The organism is Xanthobacter aminoxidans, from assembly GCF_043193615.1.
Lineage (GTDB): Bacteria > Pseudomonadota > Alphaproteobacteria > Rhizobiales > Xanthobacteraceae > Xanthobacter > Xanthobacter aminoxidans.
On the sequence record NZ_JBAFUS010000003.1, the window covers coordinates 699,531 to 720,204 of the forward strand.

The following is a 20,674-nucleotide window of genomic DNA, read 5'->3' on the forward strand; positions in this document are numbered from 1 at the left end:
AAGGCCTTCCGCAACTTTCCTCTTGCATAACGAAACGGGGCGTATATATCAAACCATATCGGAACGGATCGTTCCGTTTATATCAATCCACGCCACGCTGCTTCGGGAGATGATGCCATGAGCAGTCTCGCCATTCTCGCCCACCTGCGCTTTCTGGGACTGATGATGATCGGCGCCTATGCCCTCATCAACGCCATCCTGGCGCTCCTGTCGCCCCTCACCGCGGGATGGCCCATCTGGGCCTCCACGCTTCTCGCGGTTCCGCCCATGGTGATGGGCATGGTGCACCTCGTGCTCCCCCTCGCACGGCGGCACCTCTCTCGTCCCGACGGCACGCGGGCGTGAGCCGAAACGAAAGAGCCGCCCCGTTCGCACGGGACGGCTCCTGCAGATCGACGCAGAGCGGGAGACAAGGCTTCGCGGAAGGGAAGGCTCAGTGCCGCGGTGCCGGCAGACCGAGCTGCGAGGACGGAGCCGGGCGAGCCGCCTCGGTCCGCTTGTGCTCGCGGCGGGCGGCGCGGGCCTCCCGACGATAACGGCCCTGCCGCGCCCAGGTGACAACCCCGCCGGCGATGACCCCGACGATCACCGCAGCGAAGATGATGGCGAACAGCGGCAGCGTCACCGACAAAGCGGGATGGTCCGGCGCGAACGGATCGAGGGAGAGGACGACCGGCTTGCGATTCGCAACTGCGAGCGCAATCGCAAGGATCGCCAGGGGCAGGCCGATGAGAATGGAGAGGAAGCGGCTCACGGGGCCTACTTTCCAGTGTTGAGACGCTCGCGCATCTCCTTGCCGGTCTTGAAGTAGGGAACGGTCTTCTCGCTCACGTCCACCTGCTTGCCGGTGCGCGGGTTGCGGCCGACACGGGCGTCGCGCTTCTTCACCGAGAAGGCTCCGAAGCCGCGCAGTTCGACACGATCACCGCGCTCCAGCGCGGATGCGATCTGCTCCAGGATGGCGTTGACGATGTTCTCCACATCCCTCTGGTAGAGATGCGGATTGGCCTCGGCGATCTTCTGGACGAGCTCGGACTTGATCATGTTGGCCCCAGTTCCCTCGAAATCATCCGCCGAAAGCAAGCCAAAGCCCTGCATCCCTGACGGTGGGCGGCCGGACGTCCGGCGTTGTTATCGGTTTTGTCGGATGGCCGCCAAGCGCTTGTGAACGCAATCTTAACCCTAGCTCCGAGCGTGCCAGAGGGCCAACAGACCGTCAAGCTGACTGCGCTCCAGCGCGCCTTTCGCCGCATCCGTCAGGAGCGCCGCTGCCTGCGGGAAGCCGAGAGCGCTCACAACGCCGCGCGCAGCGCCCAGAAGCCAGCCGAACTCGTCCCCGACCTCCTTGGTGCGCCAGGTGCGGACCTTGAGGGTCTCGCTCACGCCCTTCTCGCGGGCGAGCCAGGCACGGGCGGTACGCTCGTCGCCGAGTTCATCCACCAGTTGGAGTTCGAGGCCCTGGTGACCGGTGAAAACGCGTCCGTCAGAGACGTTCGCGAGCTTGGCGTCGGAGAGCTTGCGACGGTCGCCCACGAGATCCTTGAACCAGGCGTAGCTGTCCTTCACCAGCGAATCCACGGCGGCGCGCGCCTCCGGTGTCACCGGCGTGTAGGGGTTGGGCGAGGCCTTGAGCGGAGAGGACTTGATGTCCTCCATGGTCACGCCCACGGTCTTCAGAAGCTCGGTGAAGTTGGGAAACTGGTAGATCACGCCCACCGAGCCGACGAGCGCATTGCGACGGGCCACGATGTGGTCGGCGCCCAGCGCCGCGATATAGGCGCCGGAGGCGGCGACGCCTTCCACGACGGCCACCACCGGCTTCTTGGCAGCGAGGCGGCGCAGCGCGTCGTACAATTGCTCGGAGCCCGTAACGGTGCCGCCAGGGCTGTCGATGGAGAGGATCACGGCGCTGGCGCGGGAGCGTCCAATCTCCTCCAGAAGCTCCACCCGCTCGCGATCGTTGCGGATGATGCCGCCGATCATGATCCGCGCCACATGGGGCGAGGAGGCGGGAATATCACGGCCAAGCAGGGCCGACACGCCTACCGCCACGGCGGCGACGACGCCGAGCACCCCGAGCACGCGCCAGAATGTGACCTTCCGCCGGAGGCGGCGGCGTTCGACGATCTGGTCGGCATCCAGCGACATGGTGCGCGTTCCTCGGCAGGCAGTCCCAAGCCCCACGCGGACTTAAGCAGGCGGCACGGCGTTGGCAAGCGTTCCCGCGTGGCGAACCTAACCCGCCAGCGCGGCGATCACGGCATTGAGGACCGGAAATCCAGCGGCGGTCACGCACAGCCGTCCGGCATTGAGCGCCACCAGCCCTTCCGCCTCCAGCGTGGCGAGGCGTTCCGGATCCACGCGGCCGCCGAGGCGGGCATGGCGGGCGAGGTCCAAGCCTTCCTTCAGGCGCAGGCCCATGAGCAGCATTTCGTCAGCCTGCTCGGCTGCCGACAGCGTCTCGTCGGAAATAATGCCGTGCCCGTCCGCCTCCACCCGCTTCAGCCACGCTTCCGGCGACCGCTCGGTGAATGTGGCATGGCGGATGTTGCCCGACACCAGCCGTCCATGGGCTCCGGCGCCAATGCCGGCGTAAGTGCCATAGCGCCAGTAGACAAGATTGTGCCGCGCCTCGGCACCCGGCCGGGCATGGTTGGAAACCTCGTAGGCGGGAAGGCCGGCCTGCGCCGTCACCTCCTGCGTCACGTCCCACAGGGCGCGAGACAGGTCGTCGTCGGGCAGGATGAGTTTGCCGGCGCCGTACAGCCGCTCGAACGGCGTGCCCGGCTCGATGGTGAGCTGGTAGAGGGACAGGTGCTCGCAGCCTTCAGCGAGCGCGCGCCGCAGCTCAGCCGCCCAGGCTTCGGGCGTCTGGCGCGGACGGGCATAGATGAGATCGAAGGACACACGATCGAATGCACGGCGCGCGATGCCCACGGCAGCCAGCGCCTCGGCGACCGAGTGCATCCGCCCGAGCCCTTGGAGGTCCGCATCGTCCAGGGCCTGCACCCCGAGGGAGACGCGGTTGACGCCCGCAGCCCGATAGCCGTGGAACCGCTCCGCCTCCACGGAGGTCGGATTCGCCTCCAGCGTCACCTCGGCATCGGCAGTGAGCGGCCAGGCCTCGTTGATGGCCTCCAGGATCGCGCCGACGGTGGTGGGGGCCATGAGGGAAGGCGTGCCACCGCCGAAGAAGACCGTCTCCGCGTTTCGCGGTCCCGACAGGGCCCGCATGTGGGCGATCTCGCGCCGGAAGGCCGCGATGTAGCGCGCCTCGTCCGGCGGCACGAGCCGGACGTGGCTGTTGAAGTCGCAATAGGGGCATTTGGCCTTGCAGAACGGCCAATGCACATAGACACCGAAGCCGCCCTGCGTGTCCTCGATGCCGTCAACACCCTCGCCCCCCATCGGGAGAGGGCGTGCCGGAGGGTTCGCGGACGGAGCCTGATCCAAGATTGCGCTCACCCCTTCAGGCAAGCCTGCGAGAGCTTCAGGAAGGCGCGGGCACGGTGGGAAAGGCCGAAGCCCTTGGGCGGCATACCGTGCTTCTCGTCGGCCTTCATCTCGGCGAAGGTCTTCACATGGCCCTCGGGGAGGAACATGGGATCGTAGCCGAACCCCTTGGCGCCACGGGGCGGCCAAACGAGGGTGCCGTCCACGGTGCCCTCGAACTCCTCCAGATGCCCATCCGGCCAGGCGATGCAGAGCGCCGAGACGAAGCGGGCATGGCGCTGGCCGGGCTCGGTGGCGCCGACCTTCCGAAGTTCGGCCTCCACCTTCTCCATGGCCATCTCGAAATCGCGGTCGGGTCCCGCCCAACGGGCTGTGTGGATGCCTGGCGCACCGCCGAGGGCGTCAATGACGAGGCCGCTGTCGTCGGCAAACGCCGGAAGCTGGGCGGCGTTGGCCGCCGCCACAGCTTTCAGGCGGGCGTTTCCCTCGAAGGTGGTCTCGGTTTCCTCCGGCTCGGGCAGACCGAGCTCGCCAGCGGAGACGGCCTCCACCCCGTGAGGCTCCAGCAGCATCTTCATTTCGATGAGCTTGCCGGGATTGTGGGTGGCCACCACCAGCCGGCCGGTGAGCTGGCGCGCCATCAGCCGATCGCCAGCTTCTGGAGGGAGACGAGCTGATCCACACCCGAGCGGGCCAGCGACAGCAGCGAGAGCAGTTCGTCCTGGGTGAAGGGCGTCTTTTCCGCCGTACCCTGGATTTCCACGATGCCGCCAGTTCCGGTCATGACGAAATTGGCATCGGTCTCGGCCACCGAATCCTCGGCATAATCGAGGTCGAGCACCGGCGTCCCCTCGTAGATGCCGCAGGAGACCGCCGCCACGTGCTGCTTGAGCGGCATCTCCTTGATCATGGAGCGGGACTTCATCCAGCTCAGGCAATCATGAAGCGCGATCCAGGCGCCAGTGATGGAGGCGGTGCGGGTGCCGCCGTCGGCCTGGAGCACGTCGCAGTCGATGGTGATCTGCTTCTCGCCCATCGCCACGAGATCCGTGACCGAGCGGAGCGAACGCCCGATCAGGCGCTGGATCTCCTGGGTGCGGCCGGACTGCTTGCCGGTGGTGGATTCGCGTCGGGTGCGGTCGTGGGTGGCGCGGGGCAGCATGGAATATTCCGCCGTCACCCAGCCGCGTCCCTGGCCCTTCAGCCACGGCGGCAGGCGCTCCTCCAGCGTCGCGGAGACGAGAACGTGGGTGTCGCCGAACTTCACGAGGCAGGAGCCTTCCGCGTGGCGCATCACGCCCCGTTCAAAGGACACCGCGCGCATCTCGTCGGGGGCGCGCTTGCTGGGCCGCATAATGGATACCTCTTTGTGCGTCATGGACGCTCCTTTTAGAGCGCCGCGCGCCGGGAGGAAAGCAAGGGTGGTAGGAGCCCCCGCGTGGCGCTTGAACCCGGCCCCGGCGAGGGACACATTAGAGCCAGCGAAATCCTTTGCTCCGAAGGCTGAACCCGTGGCGCTCGATCCGTTCCTGCCCCTCTCGACCGGCGGCCTCGCGCAGATCGATCAGCGTTCGCGCGAGATTTTCCGCCAGATCGTGGAGAGTTACCTCGCCACCGGTGAGCCGGTCGGCTCGCGCAACATCGCTCGCCTTATCCCCATGACCCTCTCCCCCGCCTCGGTCCGCAACGTGATGGCGGACCTGGAGGCGGCCGGGCTGATCTATGCCCCCCATACCAGCGCCGGGCGCCTGCCCACTGAGCGCGGCCTGCGCTTCTTCGTCGATGCACTCATGGAGGTGGGCGACGTCAACGAGCGTGACCGGGCCAATATCGAGACGCAGGTGCTCGCCGCCGCGCGCACCACCACGGTGGAGGGCGTTCTGCAGGAAGCCTCCGCTTTGCTCTCGGGCCTCGCCCGCGGCGCCGGGGTCGTCACCGCCACCAAGACCGACCCCCGCCTGAAGCATGTGGAATTCGTGCCGCTGGAGCCGGGCCGCGCCCTCGTCATCCTCGTATCGGAGGATGGGCAGGTGGAAAACCGCGCGCTCGCCCTTCCGCCCGGCTTGCCGACCTCCGCCCTCACCGAGGCCACCAATTTCCTCAATGCCCACATCCGCGGCCGCACCCTCTCCGACGCCCGGCAGGAGATGGAGAGCCTGCTCGCCGAGATCAACCGCGACCTCGACACCCTGACCGCCCGCGTGGTGGAGGCGGGGCTCGCCTCCTGGTCCGGCGACGGGCCGGGCGAGCGTACCCTCATTGTGCGCGGTCAGGCGAAGCTGCTGGAGGATCTCAGGGCGCTGGAGGATCTGGAGCGCATCCGCCTGCTGTTCGACGATCTCGAGACCAAGCGCGAGGTCTCCGAACTGCTCGGCCGGGCGGAGGAGGCACAGGCGCTGCGCATCTTCATCGGCTCGGAGAACCGGTTGTTCTCCCTTTCCGGCTCCTCCACCATCGTCGCGCCCTACCGCGATGGGCAGGGACGCGTCTTGGGCGTGCTCGGTGTCATCGGCCCGACGCGGCTCAATTACGGCCGCATCGTTCCCATGGTGGACTTCACTGCCCGCCTCGTGAGCCGGGTACTGGGCGCACCGGGTGCGGACGCTGCGTGAGGGATAAGGATCACCACGACTTGATTTTTCCCCCCATCGCCCCGATATGCGCCGGGACGATTGGCCTTTGCCCGGCGGCGTTGTGACCTCGGGCGAATCTCAAGGCAGGGGAAGTAACCGGATGAGCGAGCAGAAGCGCGCGCCCGAGACCGGCGGCGACGCAAGCGAAAACGGTGCCGCGCAGGGCAATGCGCAGGTGAACGAGGCGACCGCCGAGGCGGAAGCCACCGCTATGGCGGACGCCGCCATCGGCGACCCGGCGGGCGACAAGGCGCGCCTGGAAGCCGAGATCGCGAGCCTCAAGGACAAGTTCCTGCGCGCCTTCGCGGAGGCGGAGAATGTGCGCCGCCGCGCCGAGAAGGAGATCCAGGACGCCAAGACCTACGGCATCGCCTCCTTCGCCCGCGACGTGCTGAACGTGGCGGACGATCTCGCCCGGGCCCTCGGCTCGGTGGAGGCGGACGCAAAGGCGACCGCAGAAGGCAGCTTCAAGGCGCTGCTGGACGGGCTGGAGCTGACCGAGCGCGGCCTCGTGAAGGCGCTGGAGAAGCACGGCATCCGCAAGATCGAGCCGAAGGGGGAGAAGTTCGATCCCAACCTTCATCAGGCCATGTTCGAGGTGCCGGACCCGAGCGTGCCGACCGGTACCGTGGTGCAGGTGGTACAGGCCGGCTACGTCATCGGCGAGCGCGTTCTGCGGCCCGCCATGGTCGGTGTCGCCCGCGGTGGCCCGAAGGCTGAGGCGAACAAGGCCGCCGGCGCGGCCTGAATCAGGCTATCTGGAAGATCACATATCGTTGGAGGCGGCGACATCCCGCCTCCCGCGGTCGCTGCCGCCTGGGCCGCGACCCGATCCGATGAGGTCGGCAAGCGCATCGGCGATGACACGGCTGGTGTAAGGCTTGGCCACCCGCGGCGCGTCGACGAATTCCGCCGGCATGCGCACGCTGCCAGTATAGCCCGAGCAGAAAATGAAGGGGATGCCGCGCTCGGCCAGGATCGCCGCGGCCGGATAGACCGGCTCGCCCGCTAGGTTCACGTCGAGGATCGCGGCGTCGATGCGTTCGGACGACGCGGCCGAGACCGCGGCGGCGAGGCTCGCGATCGGCCCGACCACGGTGTAGCCCAGCGACCTCAGATTGTCTTCGAGCCCCAGTGCCACGAGAAACTCGTCCTCAACGACGAGCACCCGCCTTCCCGACAAGATCATTCTTCAACGCCTTGGCTGACTGCATGTCCCCTCAGGGCCATGTCGGGGGTCAACCAGCGGCCGGGGGAAAAGTTCCACGCGCCGCAGCAAGGTATTGAAAGAAAACCGGAAGGGCCGGAAACGGCCCTTCCGGGATCACAAGCGGAAGGTCAGTCCTTCGCGCGCTCCACGTAGGAAGCGTCGGCGGTCATGACGACAACGCGCGTGCCGGACGCGATGTGCGGCGGCACCATGGTGCGGACGCCGTTGGAGAGCATGGCGGGCTTGTAGGAGGAAGAGGCCGTCTGGCCCTTCACGGTCGGCTCGGTGTCCACGATCTCCAGCACCACGCGGGCCGGCAGCTCGATGGCGATCGGCACGCCATTGTGGGTGGAGAGCATGCATTCCATGCCTTCCTGAAGATAGACGGACTGGTCGCCCATGACATCCTTCGGCACGGTCACCTGATCATAGGTTTCCGGGTTCATGAAGGTGTAGCCGTCGGAATCCTCGTAGAGGAAGGTATGCGGGCGATCTTCCACGAAGGCGCGCTCCACCTGCTCGGTGGTGCGGTAGCGCTCGGAGATCTTCACGCCGTCGGAGATGCGGCGCATGTCGAGCTGCGTCACCGGCGTGCCCTTGCCGGGATGGATATTCTCGGCGGTGAGAACAACGTACAGCTTGTCGTCGATGTCGACCACGTTGCCCTTGCGCAGGGTGCTGGCGATAACCTTGACCACGTCGGCTCTTCCTTGACCTGATGCGCGGCGCCCGCGCCGATTGGAAAACGGTTGACGGCGGCGCCGTCTGGCTGGTTCGGCGCGCACCATAGCGATAATGGCGCGCAACGCCAGTCTTGCACTCGTCTTTCCGGCCCCGAGGCCAAGTGGCGGCGGGCAGCCCAGGTGGCCGCAACGAGGAACCTACGTCATGGCGGTATCGAACTCTTCGCTGGCGTCTCCCTCCCCGCCGTGGTGGCGACCCGACGTTCACGCGGACCGCCGCCCCTTCCTGCTCGCGCGCGGGCGCATCGCCGCCGCCGTGCGCGCAGGCTTCGCGCAGGACGGTTTCATCGAGGTCGAGACGCCAGCGCTGCAGGTCTCGCCGGGCAACGAGACCCACCTCCACGCTTTCGGGACTGAGCTGATCGGCCCGGACGGGACAACTCACCGACTTTACCTGCGCACCTCACCCGAGTTCGCGGCCAAGAAGCTGCTCGCGGCCGGGGAGCCGAAGATCTTCGAGTTCGCCCGCGTGTTCCGCAATCGGGAGCGTGGCATGGCACACCATCCCGAGTTCACCATGCTGGAATGGTATCGCGCCGGTGCGCCCTACACGGCGATGATGGAGGATTGCGCCGCCCTCCTCGCCCGCGCCGCCGAGGCCGGCGGAGCCTCGGCCTTCCACTATCGCGGCAAGACCTGCGATCCCTTCGCCGCCCCGGAGCGCCTGACGCTCGTCGCGGCCTTCGCCCGCCATGCGGGGATGGACCTTGAGGCCCTTCTGCCGGCCGCGGGGGAAGCACCGGATGCCGCCGCCTTCGCCCGCGCCGCGACCGAGGCCGGCATCCGCACTGCGCCTGACGACACCTGGGGCGACGTGTTCTCGCGCGTGCTGGTGGAGAAGATCGAGCCTCATCTCGGCGTCGGCCGCCCCACCATCCTGACAGACTATCCCGTGAGCGAGGCGGCTCTCGCCCGGCCGAAGCCGGAGGATCCGCGCTTCGCCGAGCGGTTCGAGCTCTATTGCTGCGGGCTGGAACTCGCAAACGCCTTCGGCGAGCTGACGGACGCGGACGAGCAGCGCCGGCGCTTCGAAAAGGACATGGACGAGAAGGAACGGCTCTATGGGGAGCGCTATCCGCTCGACGAGGACTTCCTCGCGGCGCTGGCGCTCATGCCTCCGGCCAGCGGCTGTGCCCTCGGCTTCGACCGGCTCGCTTTGCTGGCAAGCGGAGCGAGGCGGATCGAGGACGTGCTGTGGGCGCCGGTCGCTGGACTTTAGATCAGCCTCGCGACCGCTCCGGCCCCAAGTCTCAGCAGAATCAGTTGATCTCGAACAGGGTCGAGAAGCCGGAGATGTCGAACACCTCACGGATCTGCGGCTGGAGCGAAGAGAGCGCGAGCTTGCGCTTCGCCCCGCGCATGGCCTTGCCAGCCACCAGCAGAGCCCGCAGACCGGAGGAGGACACATAGTCCACTCCGGCGAGGTTCACCACGATCCCCCCGTCGGTCATGGAGACGACCTCCATGAGGCTCGCCTCGAACGGCTTGGCATTGGGCGTGTCGAGACGCCCCGCCACCTTCAGCACCACGTCGCTTCCGACCTGCTCACGTTCGATGTGCATCGGCCCCTACTCGCTTGATGTCCGCCTCCGCGGCGGCCGGACGCTTCGGATTATCCTCATTCTCCGGCGTGCGCAACGCAATCGCGCTGCGGCGCACCAGCCAGATCGCCCTCTCGAACAGGCTGGTCGCCAGCAGCAGCTGCCGCGCATCCGCCCCCGCGTCGAGTGCCGTAGCGGCAAGCTGGCGGCGGATGCGGTTCAACATCTCTGATCGATCGCCGGAGAGCGCGATGATGAGGTCGAGATCATCGGCCGGCCCATCCGTGGCGTCGGCGAGGGACAAAGTGATCGCCCGTAACGATTCCGACAGGGCAAAGGCGAGCGGCGGCACCTCGTCGAAGCCCTCCACCACCTCGGTGAAGTCGTGCAGCGTGTCCTGAAGCGTGCGCACGTTCTCCACAAGCGCCTGGTGATGCAGGGCGATTTCCAGACTGTCGCGGGCGAGGCCGACCGCGACGAGCTCCGAAATAAACTGGTCCACGGCAAGGCCCACCGAGGCAGCGCCACGCCACAGAGCCAGCCGTTCGCCGGCGTCGCCGTTGTCCGTCTGGTCGAGGTCCGGCAGCAGGGTCGGCAGGAGCTTGATGAGCCGCAGGGTCTCGCTAACGGCGAGGTCAAGCGCCGTCGAGGGGTCCGCCAGCGCTTCGTCATGGATGAAGCGCGGGCGGGAGGCGCCGTCCTCCAGCGTGGGCGGGCTCATGGCGGCGGCGAACCTCTCGGAAAGCCCTCGCGCGAAAGCCACCGGGATCGCGCCCGCCACCTGAAGGGCGAGGAACAGAACCGACAGGGACATGGACGCCTTGTCGTTGCCCACGGCAGAGAGGGCCGAGAAGCCGTCGAAGCCAACCACCCCGCCAAGGCCGAAGAAGGCTCCGACGATGAGGCAGCCCACGGCCTTCACCAGCACATGGACATAGCAGAGCTGGCGGCCGGTCCCCTCCAGCCCGCCGGCCGAGAGAATGGCCGCAAACCCGGAACCAAGATTCGCGCCGAGCACGATGAAGACCGCATCGTGGAGGCCGAGGAGGCCCGCCTGCATCAGGGCCAGGACCAGAATCGTGGGCGTCGAGGACGACTGGCTGACGGCGGAAACCGCGAACCCGAGAAAGAAGCCGAGGAGCGGAGTCAGATGGTCGGCGAGGCTGCCCGCGACCGACGCAATGTCCAGCGCCCGCGGCGCCTGCTTGATGAAATCGAGGCCAAGCAGGGCCAGCGCGAGGCCGAAGGCGACGCCCATCCATTGCGCCATGCCGCGACGGCGGTCCAGCTTGAAATGGAAGGCGAGCCCGACGGTGCCGACGATGTAAAGCACGAGCAGGCGGAAATCGATTGCCGCCACGAACACCAGCGCAGACGTCCCCACATTGCCGCCTGCGACGACCGGAATGGCATCGCGCGTAGTGAAGGCACCGCCGCGCACGAGATTGCCGCTGATGACCGCGACGGCGTTGGAGGATTGCGTGGCCGCTCCCGCCAGCGTCCCGCACAGCAGCCCCATCACCGGGGAGCGCGTCGCCCGGCGCAGCAGTGCGCGCACCTTGCGGCCCGTGGCCTGCTGCAGGTGTGTGGCCATGGCCTTGAGGCCAACGAACAGAAGGCCGAGGCCGGCCAGAAGCTCGGCAATGACAAGCATCGATAAGAAAGACCCGACGGCACCAGAGGAAAGCCGCAGACGCGCTCAATGTTCCGCGGATGCTGCGGCACGGCTCCCCGAGCGGACATCATAGACCGCGGAGTGCGACACTCTTGTGAGCAACCTCACCCGGCCGCGTTGGCCACCAGCGTCAGCTGGTTTTCCTCACCTTCCCGGCTGTAGTCGAGCGTCTCGAGGAAATGCCGCATCAGCTGCACGCCGTGACCGCCGATCCGGGCGTCCTCGATGCTGTCGGGGACCACCGGCTCGGCGATGCTGGTGGGATCGAAGGGCACGCCGTTGTCGATCAGGCGCACCGCCACCCGGCCTTCTGGCAAGCGCCAGCATTCGATTCGGATGTGCGGTTGCCGGTCGGTGCCCGCAAAGCCGTAGGAGACGACGTTGGTCAGAGCCTCCTCGAGGCTCAGCTCCAGCGCGAAGCGGGTGGCATCCGGCCAGCCCTGTTCGTCAGCCAGCGTGCCGAGCCAGCCCGTGGCGTCGGTGATGTCGTCGATGCGCGCGCCCACATCGATGGTCGAGACAAGGGTTCCGGCCGCGGGCGTCGCCATGGGATCCGCCGTCAGGTTGCCGGGGAGATGCCCGCCGCCGCGAGCGCCTCGTCCCGCGTGGCGTGGATGCCGACGAGCTGATCGACCCCGGTGGAGCGCAGCACCTTCTCCACCTGAGGGTCACATGCGAAAAGCCCCATGATGCCCCCCTTGCGATGCAGCCCCTTGGCGCCCGCGAGCAGCAGGCGGATGCCGATGGAGGCCATGAACGGCGTGCCGGACAGGTCCACCACGAGCACGCGCGCGGCCTCGCAGGACGACTTGAACTCCGGCTCCACCGCCGCCGCGCCGGCGATGTCGAGCCGGCCTTCCAGGCGCACGAGGATGATGTCGGGGCCGAGGGGGGTCCTCTCGATCTTCATGGGGCCAGTATCTCTCTGGATCGGGATGCCCGCACCGCGTGGGCACAGATTCAGCAAACCATACGACAGTTTCGTGACGCGGAGCAGGGACCCCGGAAGGGCCTGCCCGCTGGGGGTGTCAGGCTTTTCGGGGGCGGGCGTACAGCACGCCGGCAGCGCCGGAATCGGTGCGGCAGCGGGCGTAGCCGTGCCAGCCCTCAGCGAAGAGCTCCTTCTGCCGCGCCGTGTCCAGCGGATCGACCAGAAGGGTCTCCTGCGGATCGAAGGTGGTGAAGTCGCGCACCATCACGTAGCGCGCATAGCCGCCGAAGAAGAGCTGGATGTCGTAGATGGGAAAGCCCTCGACGAGCAGGCTCGCCCAGCTCGGCGTGTTGACCGGCGCCGCTGTGGAAAACAGCACCATGTCCGCGGGCGCCGCATCGACCCGGGCAGCGATCAGCACCCGCTGCAGTCCACGGCCGCGATAGGCCGGATGCACCGAAGCCCCGGCCAGCCGGCCCACCGACAAGGCGGGATCGAGCCCGAGCAGGCGGTGCGGGCCGTCCTTGGGCGAATGATCGTGCTGAAGGATGCCGTAGGCGGCGAGCAACGGGCCGTCATAGAGCCCGATCACCAGGCCGCGGCCGCTGAGGATGCTTTCAAAGTACGAACGGTTTTCCGGCTTCACCACTTCCGGGCGAACCAGCGGCCCGATGGCCAGATGATGAAGGGTGTCGATCGCGTCGAGATCGCCCGGCCCGAGCATGCGCTGCGTCAGCGTAGAGGTCGGCGCGGCCTCGCGCAGGGCGTTCATCACGTGATTACTTCCGCATAATTGAGCATGGCGATGGGCGGGTAGACGCCGAGCTGCTTGGCCACGTTCATGTTGATGATGAGGGCGAAGCGCTTCAGCGTCTCGATCGGGATGTCCTGGGGCGGCACGTGCTGGACCAGGATCTCGGCCGCCTTGGAGGCGGCGAGCTGGCCCACCGAATAATAGCGGCTGACCAGCCCGACAAGCCCCAGCCCCTCGCGCAGGAAGAATTCCGTCGCGCCGAAGGTGGGAAGCCCCGCCGCCAGCGCCGCCGGGCCGACCCGGTCGAAGATGGTGGCAAGGAAGGTGTCGGCCGGCAGATAGAGCCATTCGGCGCCTTGCGCCTTCAGGTTCCTCACGAAATCCTCGACCCCGTCACCGGTCGGCTTGCTGCCCACCATGGTCAGAGGCTGGGCCAGAACCTCGGCACCGATGGTGGCGGAGAAGGCCTTCATCTCGTCGATGATGGCGACCGAGTTGCTCTCGTTCGGCGAATAGATCACGCCGACCTTCTTGAACGCCTTGTAGCTCTGCATGGCGCGCATCTGCACGTCGGTGGGCACCACGTGCACCGCGCCCGTTACGTTGCGCCCCGAAGAGGCGAGCGAAGGCGCGATTTTCACCTGTACCGGCGCCGCCACCAGGGCGAACACCACCGGGATATCGCGCACGAAACCGGCGGTGGGCGGCGCGTCATAGGGACCGGCGACGCCGAGCGTCAACGGCGTGCCATAGGTGTAGATGAGGTTGGGCCGGAAGGTCGGCAGCACTTCCGCGAGGATCGGCTTCACCTTGCTCGCGTCCCGCTCCACGTCGCGGGTCATGAACTCGACCTTGATGTCGTTGGCCGCGAAGTAGTCGCGGAAGCCGCGCTCCACATCGGTATCACCGCGGAAGGTGAGCATCAGGACACGGAACGCCTCGCCACGGGCGGCAGGCGCAGGCGCGCCGGCCGGACGCGGCTGGCCATTGCCGCCATTGGTCTGGGCGAAGGCGCCGGGGACAGTGCCCACCAGCCCCGCAGCACCCGCGCCGAGGCCGAGTGCGAGGAGGGAACGGCGATCCATCAGGCGGAACTCCCTTCCGAGGCGGCCGCAGAGGATGGGCGGCGCGAATGATGGACGAAGACTCTGCGTCCAGATAGCGCAAATAGCATGGCTCCGGCTACCGCTACAGCGCCGAGGAAACCGGTCGCCGCCGCGAAGCCGAGCGTCGAAAGCAGGAAGCCGGCACTGGCGGGACCGGCGGCGTTGCCGGACCGCTCCACCAGCCGGAACAGGCCGAGAACTCCGGCCGCCCGGCCCGCCCCCATACTGGTGGCGGTATCCGCGACCAGCGCCGACTGGGACGCGATGGACATGGCCTGTCCCCAGCCCAGCGCCACCAGCGCAACGACGATCAGCGCCACCGAGGGATGGAGCAGCACGGCCAGGGCGCCGATGCCCGAAACCAGCCCACCCGCCACCACGAATCCGGCGCGGGCGCTGAAGCGATCAGCCAGGGCGGCGAAGAAGGGCACGCCGATCACCATGAGGACCGGATAGATCATCTGGAAGCGGCCAATGGCCGCGGAGGAGAAGCCCTCGCGCTGCAGTTCCAGCGGCACCAGCAGGAAGCACAAGGCGGCAAACAGGAATTTGGCGGGGAAGGCGCAGCCCAGGAGCAGGGACATCAGACCGGGTGCGCGGGCCGCGGCCTTGAGGTCGGCGAGCCCCACATTGGCCACGCTGCGATGCCGCTCCGCCGCTGGCAGCGTCAGCCGCGCCACCAGAAGCGCGACGAGGGCGAGACCGGCCGAGGTCGCGAAGGCGACGCCCGGTCCCAGCCTGTCGGCGATGACGCCGCCAATGGGCGGCCCGCACAGGCTCGCCACCATGATGGCCCGCACGAACACGGCCAGAGCCGCGCTGCGGGCCGCGCCCGAGGACAGATCCACCACGTGGCCCTGGGCGGAGACGAACACCAGCGCATAGCCCACCGCCGTGGCGACGCGGGCAGCGAGGAAGACATCGTAATGCGGGCTGATCGCCGAGACCACGTAACCCGCCGCCGCCAGTGCCGCGCCGGCGAGGAAGCCCGGACGCCGGCCGAGCCGCTCGGACAGGGAGGCGAACGGTACCTGGCACAGAGCCACCACCGCCATGAAGGCGACGATGGGCAGGCTCGCCGCCACATCCGGCCCGAATCCGGCCGGCACGCCGAGGGCCTGTGCGGCGCGCGGCAGGAAGGGGCGGGTGAGTTCTTCGGCCAGCATGAACAGGAACAGGGCCGGGCGCACCGCGATTGCGGCCTCGCTCTCGGCGGCCTGGACCCGGCCGAGGCCGGTGCGGACCTCTATCTCGTCGAGCCGGGCGAGGGCCTCGGCATCCCCCCTGCGCTCCGCCTCGGCGCGCAGGGAGAGATGGCGACCGGCGAGCGTCTCCACATGCCGGTCGATGGGAAGGATAAGGTCGCCGGCAGCCCCCGCACCGCCCTCCTGGCGGGAGAGCACGCCGCGCTTCAGCGCCTTGAGCCGCCGCTCCACCGCCACCAGCGATTCGAGGCCGCGGGTGCCAACGACGAGAGCCACCAGTTCCAGCGCCACCAGCAGCGCGACGATGCCGATGAAGGCGACATCGACGAGGACCGCGCCCACCTGCTGGGACACGAAGCTGGGATCGACCACGATCATGACGTCGCCCAGGCGGTGCCCGTCGGCATCCTCCACCGGCACAAAGACCCGTGGCGCGTCGCCGCCGGAAGAGACCGCGCCCGACCGCGCCAGTTCCTTGCCGCCCGCAGCGTTCAGGCTGATCTGGGTGAACTCGACGTTGGCCGCCCGCAGGTCATCGAAATAACGGTTCACCCCGACCAGCCGGTCGAACGGAACGCCGACCGCCGCGGCGCGCTGGACGAGGTCGGCGGCGGCCCGGCCGACCGAATTCGCCTTGGCGACGATCTCCGGTGCGATGGTGCGCTGGGCCGCCTGTTCCGCCCCCCAGCCGATCACGGCCAGCGCCGAACAGAGGATGATGACGATGGCGATGGAGATGCCGCCGCGAAGACCGATCATGCGGCGCCCCCACGGGTGACGCCGGTGGCCGACGGCCCGGCCGTGCGGTGCGCCTCTTCGACCGAGGCGAGCGCGGCGCGGGCAGCCGGCGGCCACAGATGCGGCTCCGCGGCGCGCCGGACCGCCCGCTGCAGCAGCGCGGCGAGAAGCAGGCCGATGACCAGAGTCGCCGCGCCGGCCCACAGGAGCGTGGGAAGGGCGATCCGCCTGAGGTCGGAGGCGAGCGTCGCTGCGCCATCGGTCAGGATCTTGGAATCATAGCGAACCACGACGCGGCCGAGACTCTGGCCGATGTCGTTGCGCACCGGACGGGTCAGGCCGCGCTCGGTGTCCCGAGTCGTGTCGAGGCCGACGCGCCCGGGCTCGCTGGAGAACAGGACGATGCCATGCTCGTCTGTGAGGTCCATGGAGCGAATCGCGTCCTCCACGCGGGCCTCCCGCTCCAGCACCGCGGTCAGCGTCTGCTGCGCGGGAAGGGCGATGCCGAGGGAAGCGGCCTTTTCAGCCACGTCCACCACACGCTGGGCAGCGATACCACAGCGGGCCTCGATGACCCCGCGATGGGCATTGATGAGCGTCACGTAGGAGAAATAGGCGCCGAAGGCGACGCACGCGGCCGCGATCAACGCGAACACGATGATGAGCCCCAGTGTGGTCCGCCTCATGACCCTTCGCGCTCGACCCTTGGCGTCTCGACTTTCGCGCCGAACCCTTCGCGCCCTGCCCTATGGTCCGGCCCCGACCGCCCGACCTTCATGCCACGAAAAGCAAGCTGACAATGCAGGTTTTTTTGGTCGCAGGGGAGTTTTTTGTCTGGTTTGGCCGCGAGTGCGCGGTTAACGTCCGGGCCGTCCACCCCACCGAAGTTCCCCGCATGACTTTCGTAAGCCGGCTCATCCTGGTCGCCGTCGTATCCGTGACCGCTGCGGTGGTGGCGGTCGCGGTGATCGCGTTCTCGGCCAGCGATCGGGTGGGCGAGGAGATCGAGCGTGCCCGCGTCGCCAACCTGCTCGGCACGCTGCGCGCCTCCACCGAGGCGAACCTCTCCATCGGCCTGCTTCTGGACCAGATTTCCCTGCTGCAGCCGCGCATCGAGCGCGAGAAGGCGGGCGACCCCTCCATCCTCGCCATCGACATCTTCAATTCCGCGGGCCGCGCCATCTATTCCACCGACCGCAGCGTGATCGGCGAAGAGGTGAGCCCGGACTGGGTGAAGCGGCTGGGCGACGATAACCAATGGGCTGCGGCCGAGCGTGGCGACACGGTGTTCGGTACCCGCTTCGAGAACGACCTCGGTGTCGCCGGCGGCATCTCGGTCACGGTGTCGGACGAGGCGCGCAGTGCCCGCGCAGACCGGCTCGGCCTCGACCTTCTGATCCGCACGGGGGTGCTTTCGCTCGCCGCGTCCATCGCCGCCATCATTGCCGCCGTGGCGTTCGTCCACGTGCTGACGCGCCCGTTCGACCGGGTGGGAAAAGTGCTGCGCGGGGAAGGCGGGTCCACCGGCGACGATGGCGGCCTTGCGCCCCTTGCCGAGGCCACCGTGAAGAGCTGGCGCGATGCCGAGGCGCGGGTCGACCGGGGCCTCGGCCAGCTTGGAGCACTCGACGATGCGGCCTGAGATCGCCGAAAGCGGCCGCGCGCGCCTCGTCACCGGGCTGTTCGCCCTTATCCTCACCCTGGTTCTCGGCGGCATTGCTGCGGCGGTACTCGTCAACGGCTATCGCGCCCGGGTCGAGGAGAGCGCGCGGCGCGACGCGCTGGTGATCGGCACGTCGGTCGCCCGCACTCTCGCCCAGCAGTTCGAGAAGGCGGCACGCTTCGGCATCCCCCTGAAGCTGCTTCCCGGCGTGGAACAGCATCTCTCCGAGACATTGACCCGCACACCCGGCCTGACCCAGATCGTGCTGCGCGGATCGGACGGTCGTGAGATCCGCAGCGCCATCGGTGAGCATTCCGGCACCGATTCGGTGAGCGCTCCCGTGGTGGTGGACGGCAATACGGTGGCGGCGGTGGAAGTCACCACAAATCCCGCCGCCCTCGCCACCTCCTTCGCCGACATCGGCCTGAAGGCGGCGATGGTGGTGACGGTCTGTGCGGCGCTGGCGGCGCTGGCCGCCGGCCTGCTGGTGGGCAATGCGCTCGAGCGTGCCCGCACCCGCCTCGCCAACGGCCTGGCCGAGGCGGTGAACGGCCAGTACGGCGAGCGCGACGTGATGATTCAACACCGCCGCCGTCAAGGTGCGCGGGGGGCGGTGGGTCGGGCCTTCCGGGAACTTGAGCACGGCAACCGCAGGGTGGCCGAACGCCGATCGGTATTCGAGGCCTATGCGGAGGAGCTTCTGGCGGTGGATTTCGACGGCGGGCTCAGGCCGGACGTGGAACGGGTCCGGCGCGAGGTGATGGCGCCGCCCGGCCGCGCCGACAAGGTGCGGGGGTCGTGATGCTGCTTCGGACCCGCATCACCCTCATCGTCGCCACCGGCTTCACCGTGCTTATGCTGGGCATCTGGGGTGCCACGGTGCTGCGCGACCGCGTCGCCCAGGCCCGCGAGGGCGAGCTGGCCATCGAGGGTCAGACCGTCCTCTGGCGCGAGATCGTTGCCTTCCAGACAGCCAATCTCGCCCGCATCCTCGAGCGCATCGACACCTCCTCCCCCTTCCGCATCGCGCTGAGCTTCTCGGACCGCCCGGGCATCGCCGCGGCGATCCGGGAGGTCGGCATCGATATCGACGACCCAGCCACCTATTTCGAGGTTGTGGCGGCCGACCGCGAGGTGGTGTTCAGCGACGGCACCACCAATGCCCGCTACATCCTCGACGCCGGCAGCCTCGACCGGGCGCTCAAGGGCGAGGTGCTCTCCGGGCTGCGGCAGATCAGCGGCTCACAGGTGATCGTCATCACCACCCGCACGGTGGAACTGCCCGGCCGCGGCCGGGCCGTGCTGGTGCTCGGACGCGACGCCGCGCTCGGCATGGAGCGCTTCGCCCGCGGCATCAGCGCCGCCACCACCCTCATCACCCTGCGCGGGCGGGTGGTCGCCAGCACCGATTTCCGCCTGTGGGAACGGGCAAAGGTCTCCATCACGCCGCGCCGCCCCACCGCCGAGCAATTGTTGCTGGACGGGCGCAACTACAACGTCACTTCCATTCCGATCGCGGACGTGAGCGGCAGCGCCGTGGGCGCGCTTGTGAGCCTGGAAGATACCACCCAGACGGTGCAGGCGACCGCCTTCATCCGCCAGTCGGCCGTGGCCGGCGCCATCGGCCTCGTGCTGCTCGGCGTCATCGGTCTCAATGTCTTCCTCTGGTACAGTTTCCGGCCTCTGGAATCGGCCATCGACGTGCTGCAGGCCCTGTCGCGCGGCGACACCTCGGTCACGGTGGGTCATGCCGGCAATGACGAGATCGGCCGCATCGCCGAGGCGGTGGTGGCACTGCGCGGCAACGTGCAGGCTCTCGCCGAGAGCCGGCGCCAGCGCGAGCGCGTGCGGCGGCGGCAGGAGGTGGTGATCTCCGGCGAGTTGCAGGCGCTTGCCGATGCCATCGACCCGACCGACCGGGAGGAGGTTCTGGCTCTCCTCGCCAAGGGCGAGGAGAACGAGAATGACGACGAGCTGAAGCGCGTCGCCCGCGTGCTCCACGATCTGTCGCGGCGCATCGTCGAGCAACACACACGCCTCTCGTCCATGGTGGTGGAGCTGCGCGAGGCCCTCATCACCAAGACCAAGCTCGCCGGCCTCCAGCAGGAGCTAGAGATTGCCCGTCAGGTGCAGCTCGCCATCCTGCCCAAGGAATTCCCGCCGGATGCCCGTGTCGCGGTGCATGGCCAGATGACGCCCGCACGCGAGGTGGGCGGCGACTTCTACGACTACTTCATGGTCGACGACACCACGCTCGGCTTCGTGGTGGCGGACGTCTCCGGCAAGGGCGTTCCAGCCGCCCTGTTCATGGCCATCTCCCGCACCCTGCTGCGCTCGACCGCGCTGTTCGAGCGCTCGCCGGCGGGCTGTATCCGCCGTCTGAACGACCTGCTCGCGGTGGAAAACGAGCAGATGCTGTTCGTGACCGTGCTCTATGGCGTGGTGGACCTCTCCTCGGGGAAGGTCACTTATGTGAATGCCGGCCACAACCTGCCCTACCGCATCGCCCGTTCCGGCGAGGTCACCACCGTGCCTTCCACCGGCGGCATGGCGGTGGCGGTGCTGGAAGGCTTCGTCTACCAGCAGCACGAATTGCACCTCGCCCCCGGCGACACGCTCTTCCTCTATACGGACGGCGTGACCGAGGCCTTTGACATCGACGAGCAGCCCTACGGCGAGGAACGTGTCGAGGAACTGCTGCGCGGCGGCGCCGCCGACTGGTCGGTGGCCGAGCTGAACGAACGGGTGCTGGCGGCGGTTCATGTGTTTGAGCGCGGCGCGCCTCAGGCAGACGACATCACCTGCCTGACCCTGCGTTACTTCGGCGGCCACGGCCCGCGCCGCACACGCTGATCGTGCCCCTGTGTGACGCCTGATGCTTCGCCAGTGCGGGCGCACGGCAGAATATGCGTGCGTGCCGGGCGCCGAGGCGGTAAGCGTGCCCGGCAGGGTCTTGGAAACACGTACCTGAAGCATCGAGGGAGCCAACCCTCACCGGAGGTCGACAGCTGACGCCTGAAAG

General features: G+C 68.1%; 23 protein-coding genes. 7 read left to right on the top strand and 16 right to left on the bottom strand.

The window, feature by feature from the left end:
- Nucleotides 1-117 precede the first annotated feature (117 nt).
- The gene (locus V5F74_RS18415; RefSeq protein WP_029556748.1) at nucleotides 118-345 is read left to right on the top strand and encodes a hypothetical protein; all 228 of its coding nucleotides are present in this window, start codon (nucleotides 118-120) and stop codon (nucleotides 343-345) included.
- 88 nt (nucleotides 346-433) lie between these two features.
- Here the strand turns inward: V5F74_RS18415 and V5F74_RS18420 are convergent, their stop codons facing one another.
- The 6 genes from V5F74_RS18420 to rph form a co-directional block, all read right to left on the bottom strand.
- Nucleotides 434-754, bottom strand: coding sequence for a lipopolysaccharide assembly protein LapA domain-containing protein (locus V5F74_RS18420; protein WP_029556747.1), 321 nt, complete (start codon nucleotides 752-754; stop codon nucleotides 434-436).
- A 5-nt stretch (nucleotides 755-759) separates the two neighbouring features.
- Nucleotides 760-1,044: an integration host factor subunit beta gene (ihfB, locus tag V5F74_RS18425; protein WP_024277130.1), complete on the bottom strand. Its 285-nt coding sequence runs from the start codon at nucleotides 1,042-1,044 to the stop codon at nucleotides 760-762.
- A 138-nt stretch (nucleotides 1,045-1,182) separates the two neighbouring features.
- A complete protein-coding gene (gene sppA / locus V5F74_RS18430; protein WP_394009632.1) occupies nucleotides 1,183-2,148 on the bottom strand; it encodes a signal peptide peptidase SppA in 966 nt (321 codons plus the stop codon).
- Nucleotides 2,149-2,235: 87 nt separating this feature from the next.
- Nucleotides 2,236-3,408 (bottom strand): radical SAM family heme chaperone HemW, encoded by a 1,173-nt coding sequence (gene hemW / locus V5F74_RS18435; protein WP_051678961.1) that lies wholly within the window; start codon nucleotides 3,406-3,408, stop codon nucleotides 2,236-2,238.
- A gap of 53 nt (nucleotides 3,409-3,461) precedes the next feature.
- Nucleotides 3,462-4,094 (bottom strand): RdgB/HAM1 family non-canonical purine NTP pyrophosphatase, encoded by a 633-nt coding sequence (rdgB, locus tag V5F74_RS18440; RefSeq protein ID WP_394009633.1) that lies wholly within the window; start codon nucleotides 4,092-4,094, stop codon nucleotides 3,462-3,464.
- Nucleotides 4,094-4,807: a ribonuclease PH gene (rph, locus tag V5F74_RS18445; protein ID WP_024277126.1), complete on the bottom strand. Its 714-nt coding sequence runs from the start codon at nucleotides 4,805-4,807 to the stop codon at nucleotides 4,094-4,096. The genes rdgB and rph overlap by 1 nt, the downstream gene beginning before the upstream one ends.
- A 157-nt stretch (nucleotides 4,808-4,964) precedes the next feature.
- Between rph and hrcA the strand changes: the two genes are divergently transcribed.
- Nucleotides 4,965-6,065 (top strand): heat-inducible transcriptional repressor HrcA, encoded by a 1,101-nt coding sequence (hrcA, locus tag V5F74_RS18450; RefSeq protein ID WP_024277125.1) that lies wholly within the window; start codon nucleotides 4,965-4,967, stop codon nucleotides 6,063-6,065.
- Nucleotides 6,066-6,186: 121 nt separating this feature from the next.
- Nucleotides 6,187-6,834 carry a nucleotide exchange factor GrpE gene (gene grpE, locus V5F74_RS18455; RefSeq protein ID WP_250165022.1) on the top strand — a complete coding sequence of 216 codons (648 nt, stop codon included), beginning with the start codon at nucleotides 6,187-6,189 and terminating at the stop codon, nucleotides 6,832-6,834.
- A gap of 18 nt (nucleotides 6,835-6,852) precedes the next feature.
- Here grpE and V5F74_RS18460 read toward each other — a convergent pair whose 3' ends face one another.
- Together V5F74_RS18460 and efp are read right to left on the bottom strand one after the other, a co-directional pair.
- Nucleotides 6,853-7,254, bottom strand: a complete 402-nt coding sequence (locus V5F74_RS18460; protein ID WP_197022966.1) for a response regulator — start codon at nucleotides 7,252-7,254, stop codon at nucleotides 6,853-6,855.
- 170 nt (nucleotides 7,255-7,424) lie between these two features.
- A complete protein-coding gene (efp, locus tag V5F74_RS18465) occupies nucleotides 7,425-7,994 on the bottom strand; it encodes an elongation factor P (protein ID WP_024277121.1) in 570 nt (189 codons plus the stop codon).
- 190 nt (nucleotides 7,995-8,184) lie between these two features.
- On the opposite strand from efp, the gene epmA reads away from it, so the two are divergent.
- Nucleotides 8,185-9,258, top strand: a complete 1,074-nt coding sequence (gene epmA, locus V5F74_RS18470) for an EF-P lysine aminoacylase EpmA (protein ID WP_394009634.1) — start codon at nucleotides 8,185-8,187, stop codon at nucleotides 9,256-9,258.
- Between the two features lie 40 nt (nucleotides 9,259-9,298).
- On the opposite strand, the gene V5F74_RS18475 is transcribed toward epmA, so the two are convergent.
- The 8 genes from V5F74_RS18475 to V5F74_RS18510 all read right to left on the bottom strand — a co-directional run bounded on the left by V5F74_RS18475 (nucleotide 9,299) and on the right by V5F74_RS18510 (nucleotide 16,675).
- Nucleotides 9,299-9,601 (bottom strand): STAS domain-containing protein, encoded by a 303-nt coding sequence (locus tag V5F74_RS18475; protein WP_024277119.1) that lies wholly within the window; start codon nucleotides 9,599-9,601, stop codon nucleotides 9,299-9,301.
- Complete coding sequence (locus V5F74_RS18480; RefSeq protein ID WP_250165020.1) at nucleotides 9,585-11,234, bottom strand: Na/Pi symporter; 1,650 nt, start codon at nucleotides 11,232-11,234, stop codon at nucleotides 9,585-9,587. Before V5F74_RS18480 ends, V5F74_RS18475 begins: the two co-directional genes overlap by 17 nt.
- Before the next feature lie 125 nt (nucleotides 11,235-11,359).
- The gene (locus V5F74_RS18485; protein ID WP_051678960.1) at nucleotides 11,360-11,803 is read right to left on the bottom strand and encodes an ATP-binding protein; all 444 of its coding nucleotides are present in this window, start codon (nucleotides 11,801-11,803) and stop codon (nucleotides 11,360-11,362) included.
- Between the two features lie 11 nt (nucleotides 11,804-11,814).
- Nucleotides 11,815-12,165, bottom strand: coding sequence for an STAS domain-containing protein (locus tag V5F74_RS18490; RefSeq protein ID WP_024277116.1), 351 nt, complete (start codon nucleotides 12,163-12,165; stop codon nucleotides 11,815-11,817).
- Nucleotides 12,166-12,283: 118 nt separating this feature from the next.
- Nucleotides 12,284-12,961, bottom strand: coding sequence for a hypothetical protein (locus V5F74_RS18495; protein ID WP_155982199.1), 678 nt, complete (start codon nucleotides 12,959-12,961; stop codon nucleotides 12,284-12,286).
- On the bottom strand, nucleotides 12,958-14,025 hold the full coding sequence (locus tag V5F74_RS18500) for an ABC transporter substrate-binding protein (protein WP_394009635.1): 1,068 nt from the start codon (nucleotides 14,023-14,025) through the stop codon (nucleotides 12,958-12,960). Before V5F74_RS18500 ends, V5F74_RS18495 begins: the two co-directional genes overlap by 4 nt.
- Nucleotides 14,025-16,010 (bottom strand): MFS transporter, encoded by a 1,986-nt coding sequence (locus tag V5F74_RS18505; RefSeq protein WP_029556736.1) that lies wholly within the window; start codon nucleotides 16,008-16,010, stop codon nucleotides 14,025-14,027. Before V5F74_RS18505 ends, V5F74_RS18500 begins: the two co-directional genes overlap by 1 nt.
- A complete protein-coding gene (locus V5F74_RS18510) occupies nucleotides 16,007-16,675 on the bottom strand; it encodes a hypothetical protein (RefSeq protein WP_029556735.1) in 669 nt (222 codons plus the stop codon). The genes V5F74_RS18505 and V5F74_RS18510 overlap by 4 nt, the downstream gene beginning before the upstream one ends.
- Before the next feature lie 209 nt (nucleotides 16,676-16,884).
- On the opposite strand from V5F74_RS18510, the gene V5F74_RS18515 reads away from it, so the two are divergent.
- The 3 genes from V5F74_RS18515 to V5F74_RS18525 are packed head-to-tail and all read left to right on the top strand — an operon-like array spanning nucleotide 16,885 to nucleotide 20,505.
- Entirely contained in the window at nucleotides 16,885-17,631 is a 747-nt protein-coding gene (locus V5F74_RS18515; protein ID WP_029556734.1) for a hypothetical protein, read from the top strand.
- Complete coding sequence (locus V5F74_RS18520; RefSeq protein WP_029556733.1) at nucleotides 17,621-18,454, top strand: hypothetical protein; 834 nt, start codon at nucleotides 17,621-17,623, stop codon at nucleotides 18,452-18,454. Before V5F74_RS18515 ends, V5F74_RS18520 begins: the two co-directional genes overlap by 11 nt.
- Nucleotides 18,454-20,505, top strand: coding sequence for a SpoIIE family protein phosphatase (locus tag V5F74_RS18525; protein WP_051678958.1), 2,052 nt, complete (start codon nucleotides 18,454-18,456; stop codon nucleotides 20,503-20,505). The genes V5F74_RS18520 and V5F74_RS18525 overlap by 1 nt, the downstream gene beginning before the upstream one ends.
- Nucleotides 20,506-20,674 lie beyond the last annotated feature (169 nt).

What these genes read in the sequence shown, in the direction of transcription:
- V5F74_RS18415 (WP_029556748.1), top strand. Translation starts at nt 118, where the DNA reads ATGAGCAGTCTCGCCATTCTCGCCCACCTGCGCTTTCTGGGACTGATG.
- ihfB (WP_024277130.1), bottom strand. Translation starts at nt 1,044, where the DNA reads ATGATCAAGTCCGAGCTCGTCCAGAAGATCGCCGAGGCCAATCCGCAT.
- sppA (WP_394009632.1), bottom strand. Translation starts at nt 2,148, where the DNA reads ATGTCGCTGGATGCCGACCAGATCGTCGAACGCCGCCGCCTCCGGCGG.
- hemW (WP_051678961.1), bottom strand. Translation starts at nt 3,408, where the DNA reads ATGGGGGGCGAGGGTGTTGACGGCATCGAGGACACGCAGGGCGGCTTC.
- rdgB (WP_394009633.1), bottom strand. Translation starts at nt 4,094, where the DNA reads ATGGCGCGCCAGCTCACCGGCCGGCTGGTGGTGGCCACCCACAATCCC.
- rph (WP_024277126.1), bottom strand. Translation starts at nt 4,807, where the DNA reads ATGCGGCCCAGCAAGCGCGCCCCCGACGAGATGCGCGCGGTGTCCTTT.
- grpE (WP_250165022.1), top strand. Translation starts at nt 6,187, where the DNA reads ATGAGCGAGCAGAAGCGCGCGCCCGAGACCGGCGGCGACGCAAGCGAA.
- epmA (WP_394009634.1), top strand. Translation starts at nt 8,185, where the DNA reads ATGGCGGTATCGAACTCTTCGCTGGCGTCTCCCTCCCCGCCGTGGTGG.
- V5F74_RS18475 (WP_024277119.1), bottom strand. Translation starts at nt 9,601, where the DNA reads ATGCACATCGAACGTGAGCAGGTCGGAAGCGACGTGGTGCTGAAGGTG.
- V5F74_RS18480 (WP_250165020.1), bottom strand. Translation starts at nt 11,234, where the DNA reads ATGCTTGTCATTGCCGAGCTTCTGGCCGGCCTCGGCCTTCTGTTCGTT.
- V5F74_RS18485 (WP_051678960.1), bottom strand. Translation starts at nt 11,803, where the DNA reads ATGGCGACGCCCGCGGCCGGAACCCTTGTCTCGACCATCGATGTGGGC.
- V5F74_RS18490 (WP_024277116.1), bottom strand. Translation starts at nt 12,165, where the DNA reads ATGAAGATCGAGAGGACCCCCCTCGGCCCCGACATCATCCTCGTGCGC.
- V5F74_RS18500 (WP_394009635.1), bottom strand. Translation starts at nt 14,025, where the DNA reads ATGGATCGCCGTTCCCTCCTCGCACTCGGCCTCGGCGCGGGTGCTGCG.
- V5F74_RS18505 (WP_029556736.1), bottom strand. Translation starts at nt 16,010, where the DNA reads ATGATCGGTCTTCGCGGCGGCATCTCCATCGCCATCGTCATCATCCTC.
- V5F74_RS18510 (WP_029556735.1), bottom strand. Translation starts at nt 16,675, where the DNA reads ATGAGGCGGACCACACTGGGGCTCATCATCGTGTTCGCGTTGATCGCG.
- V5F74_RS18515 (WP_029556734.1), top strand. Translation starts at nt 16,885, where the DNA reads ATGACTTTCGTAAGCCGGCTCATCCTGGTCGCCGTCGTATCCGTGACC.
- V5F74_RS18520 (WP_029556733.1), top strand. Translation starts at nt 17,621, where the DNA reads ATGCGGCCTGAGATCGCCGAAAGCGGCCGCGCGCGCCTCGTCACCGGG.
- V5F74_RS18525 (WP_051678958.1), top strand. Translation starts at nt 18,454, where the DNA reads ATGCTGCTTCGGACCCGCATCACCCTCATCGTCGCCACCGGCTTCACC.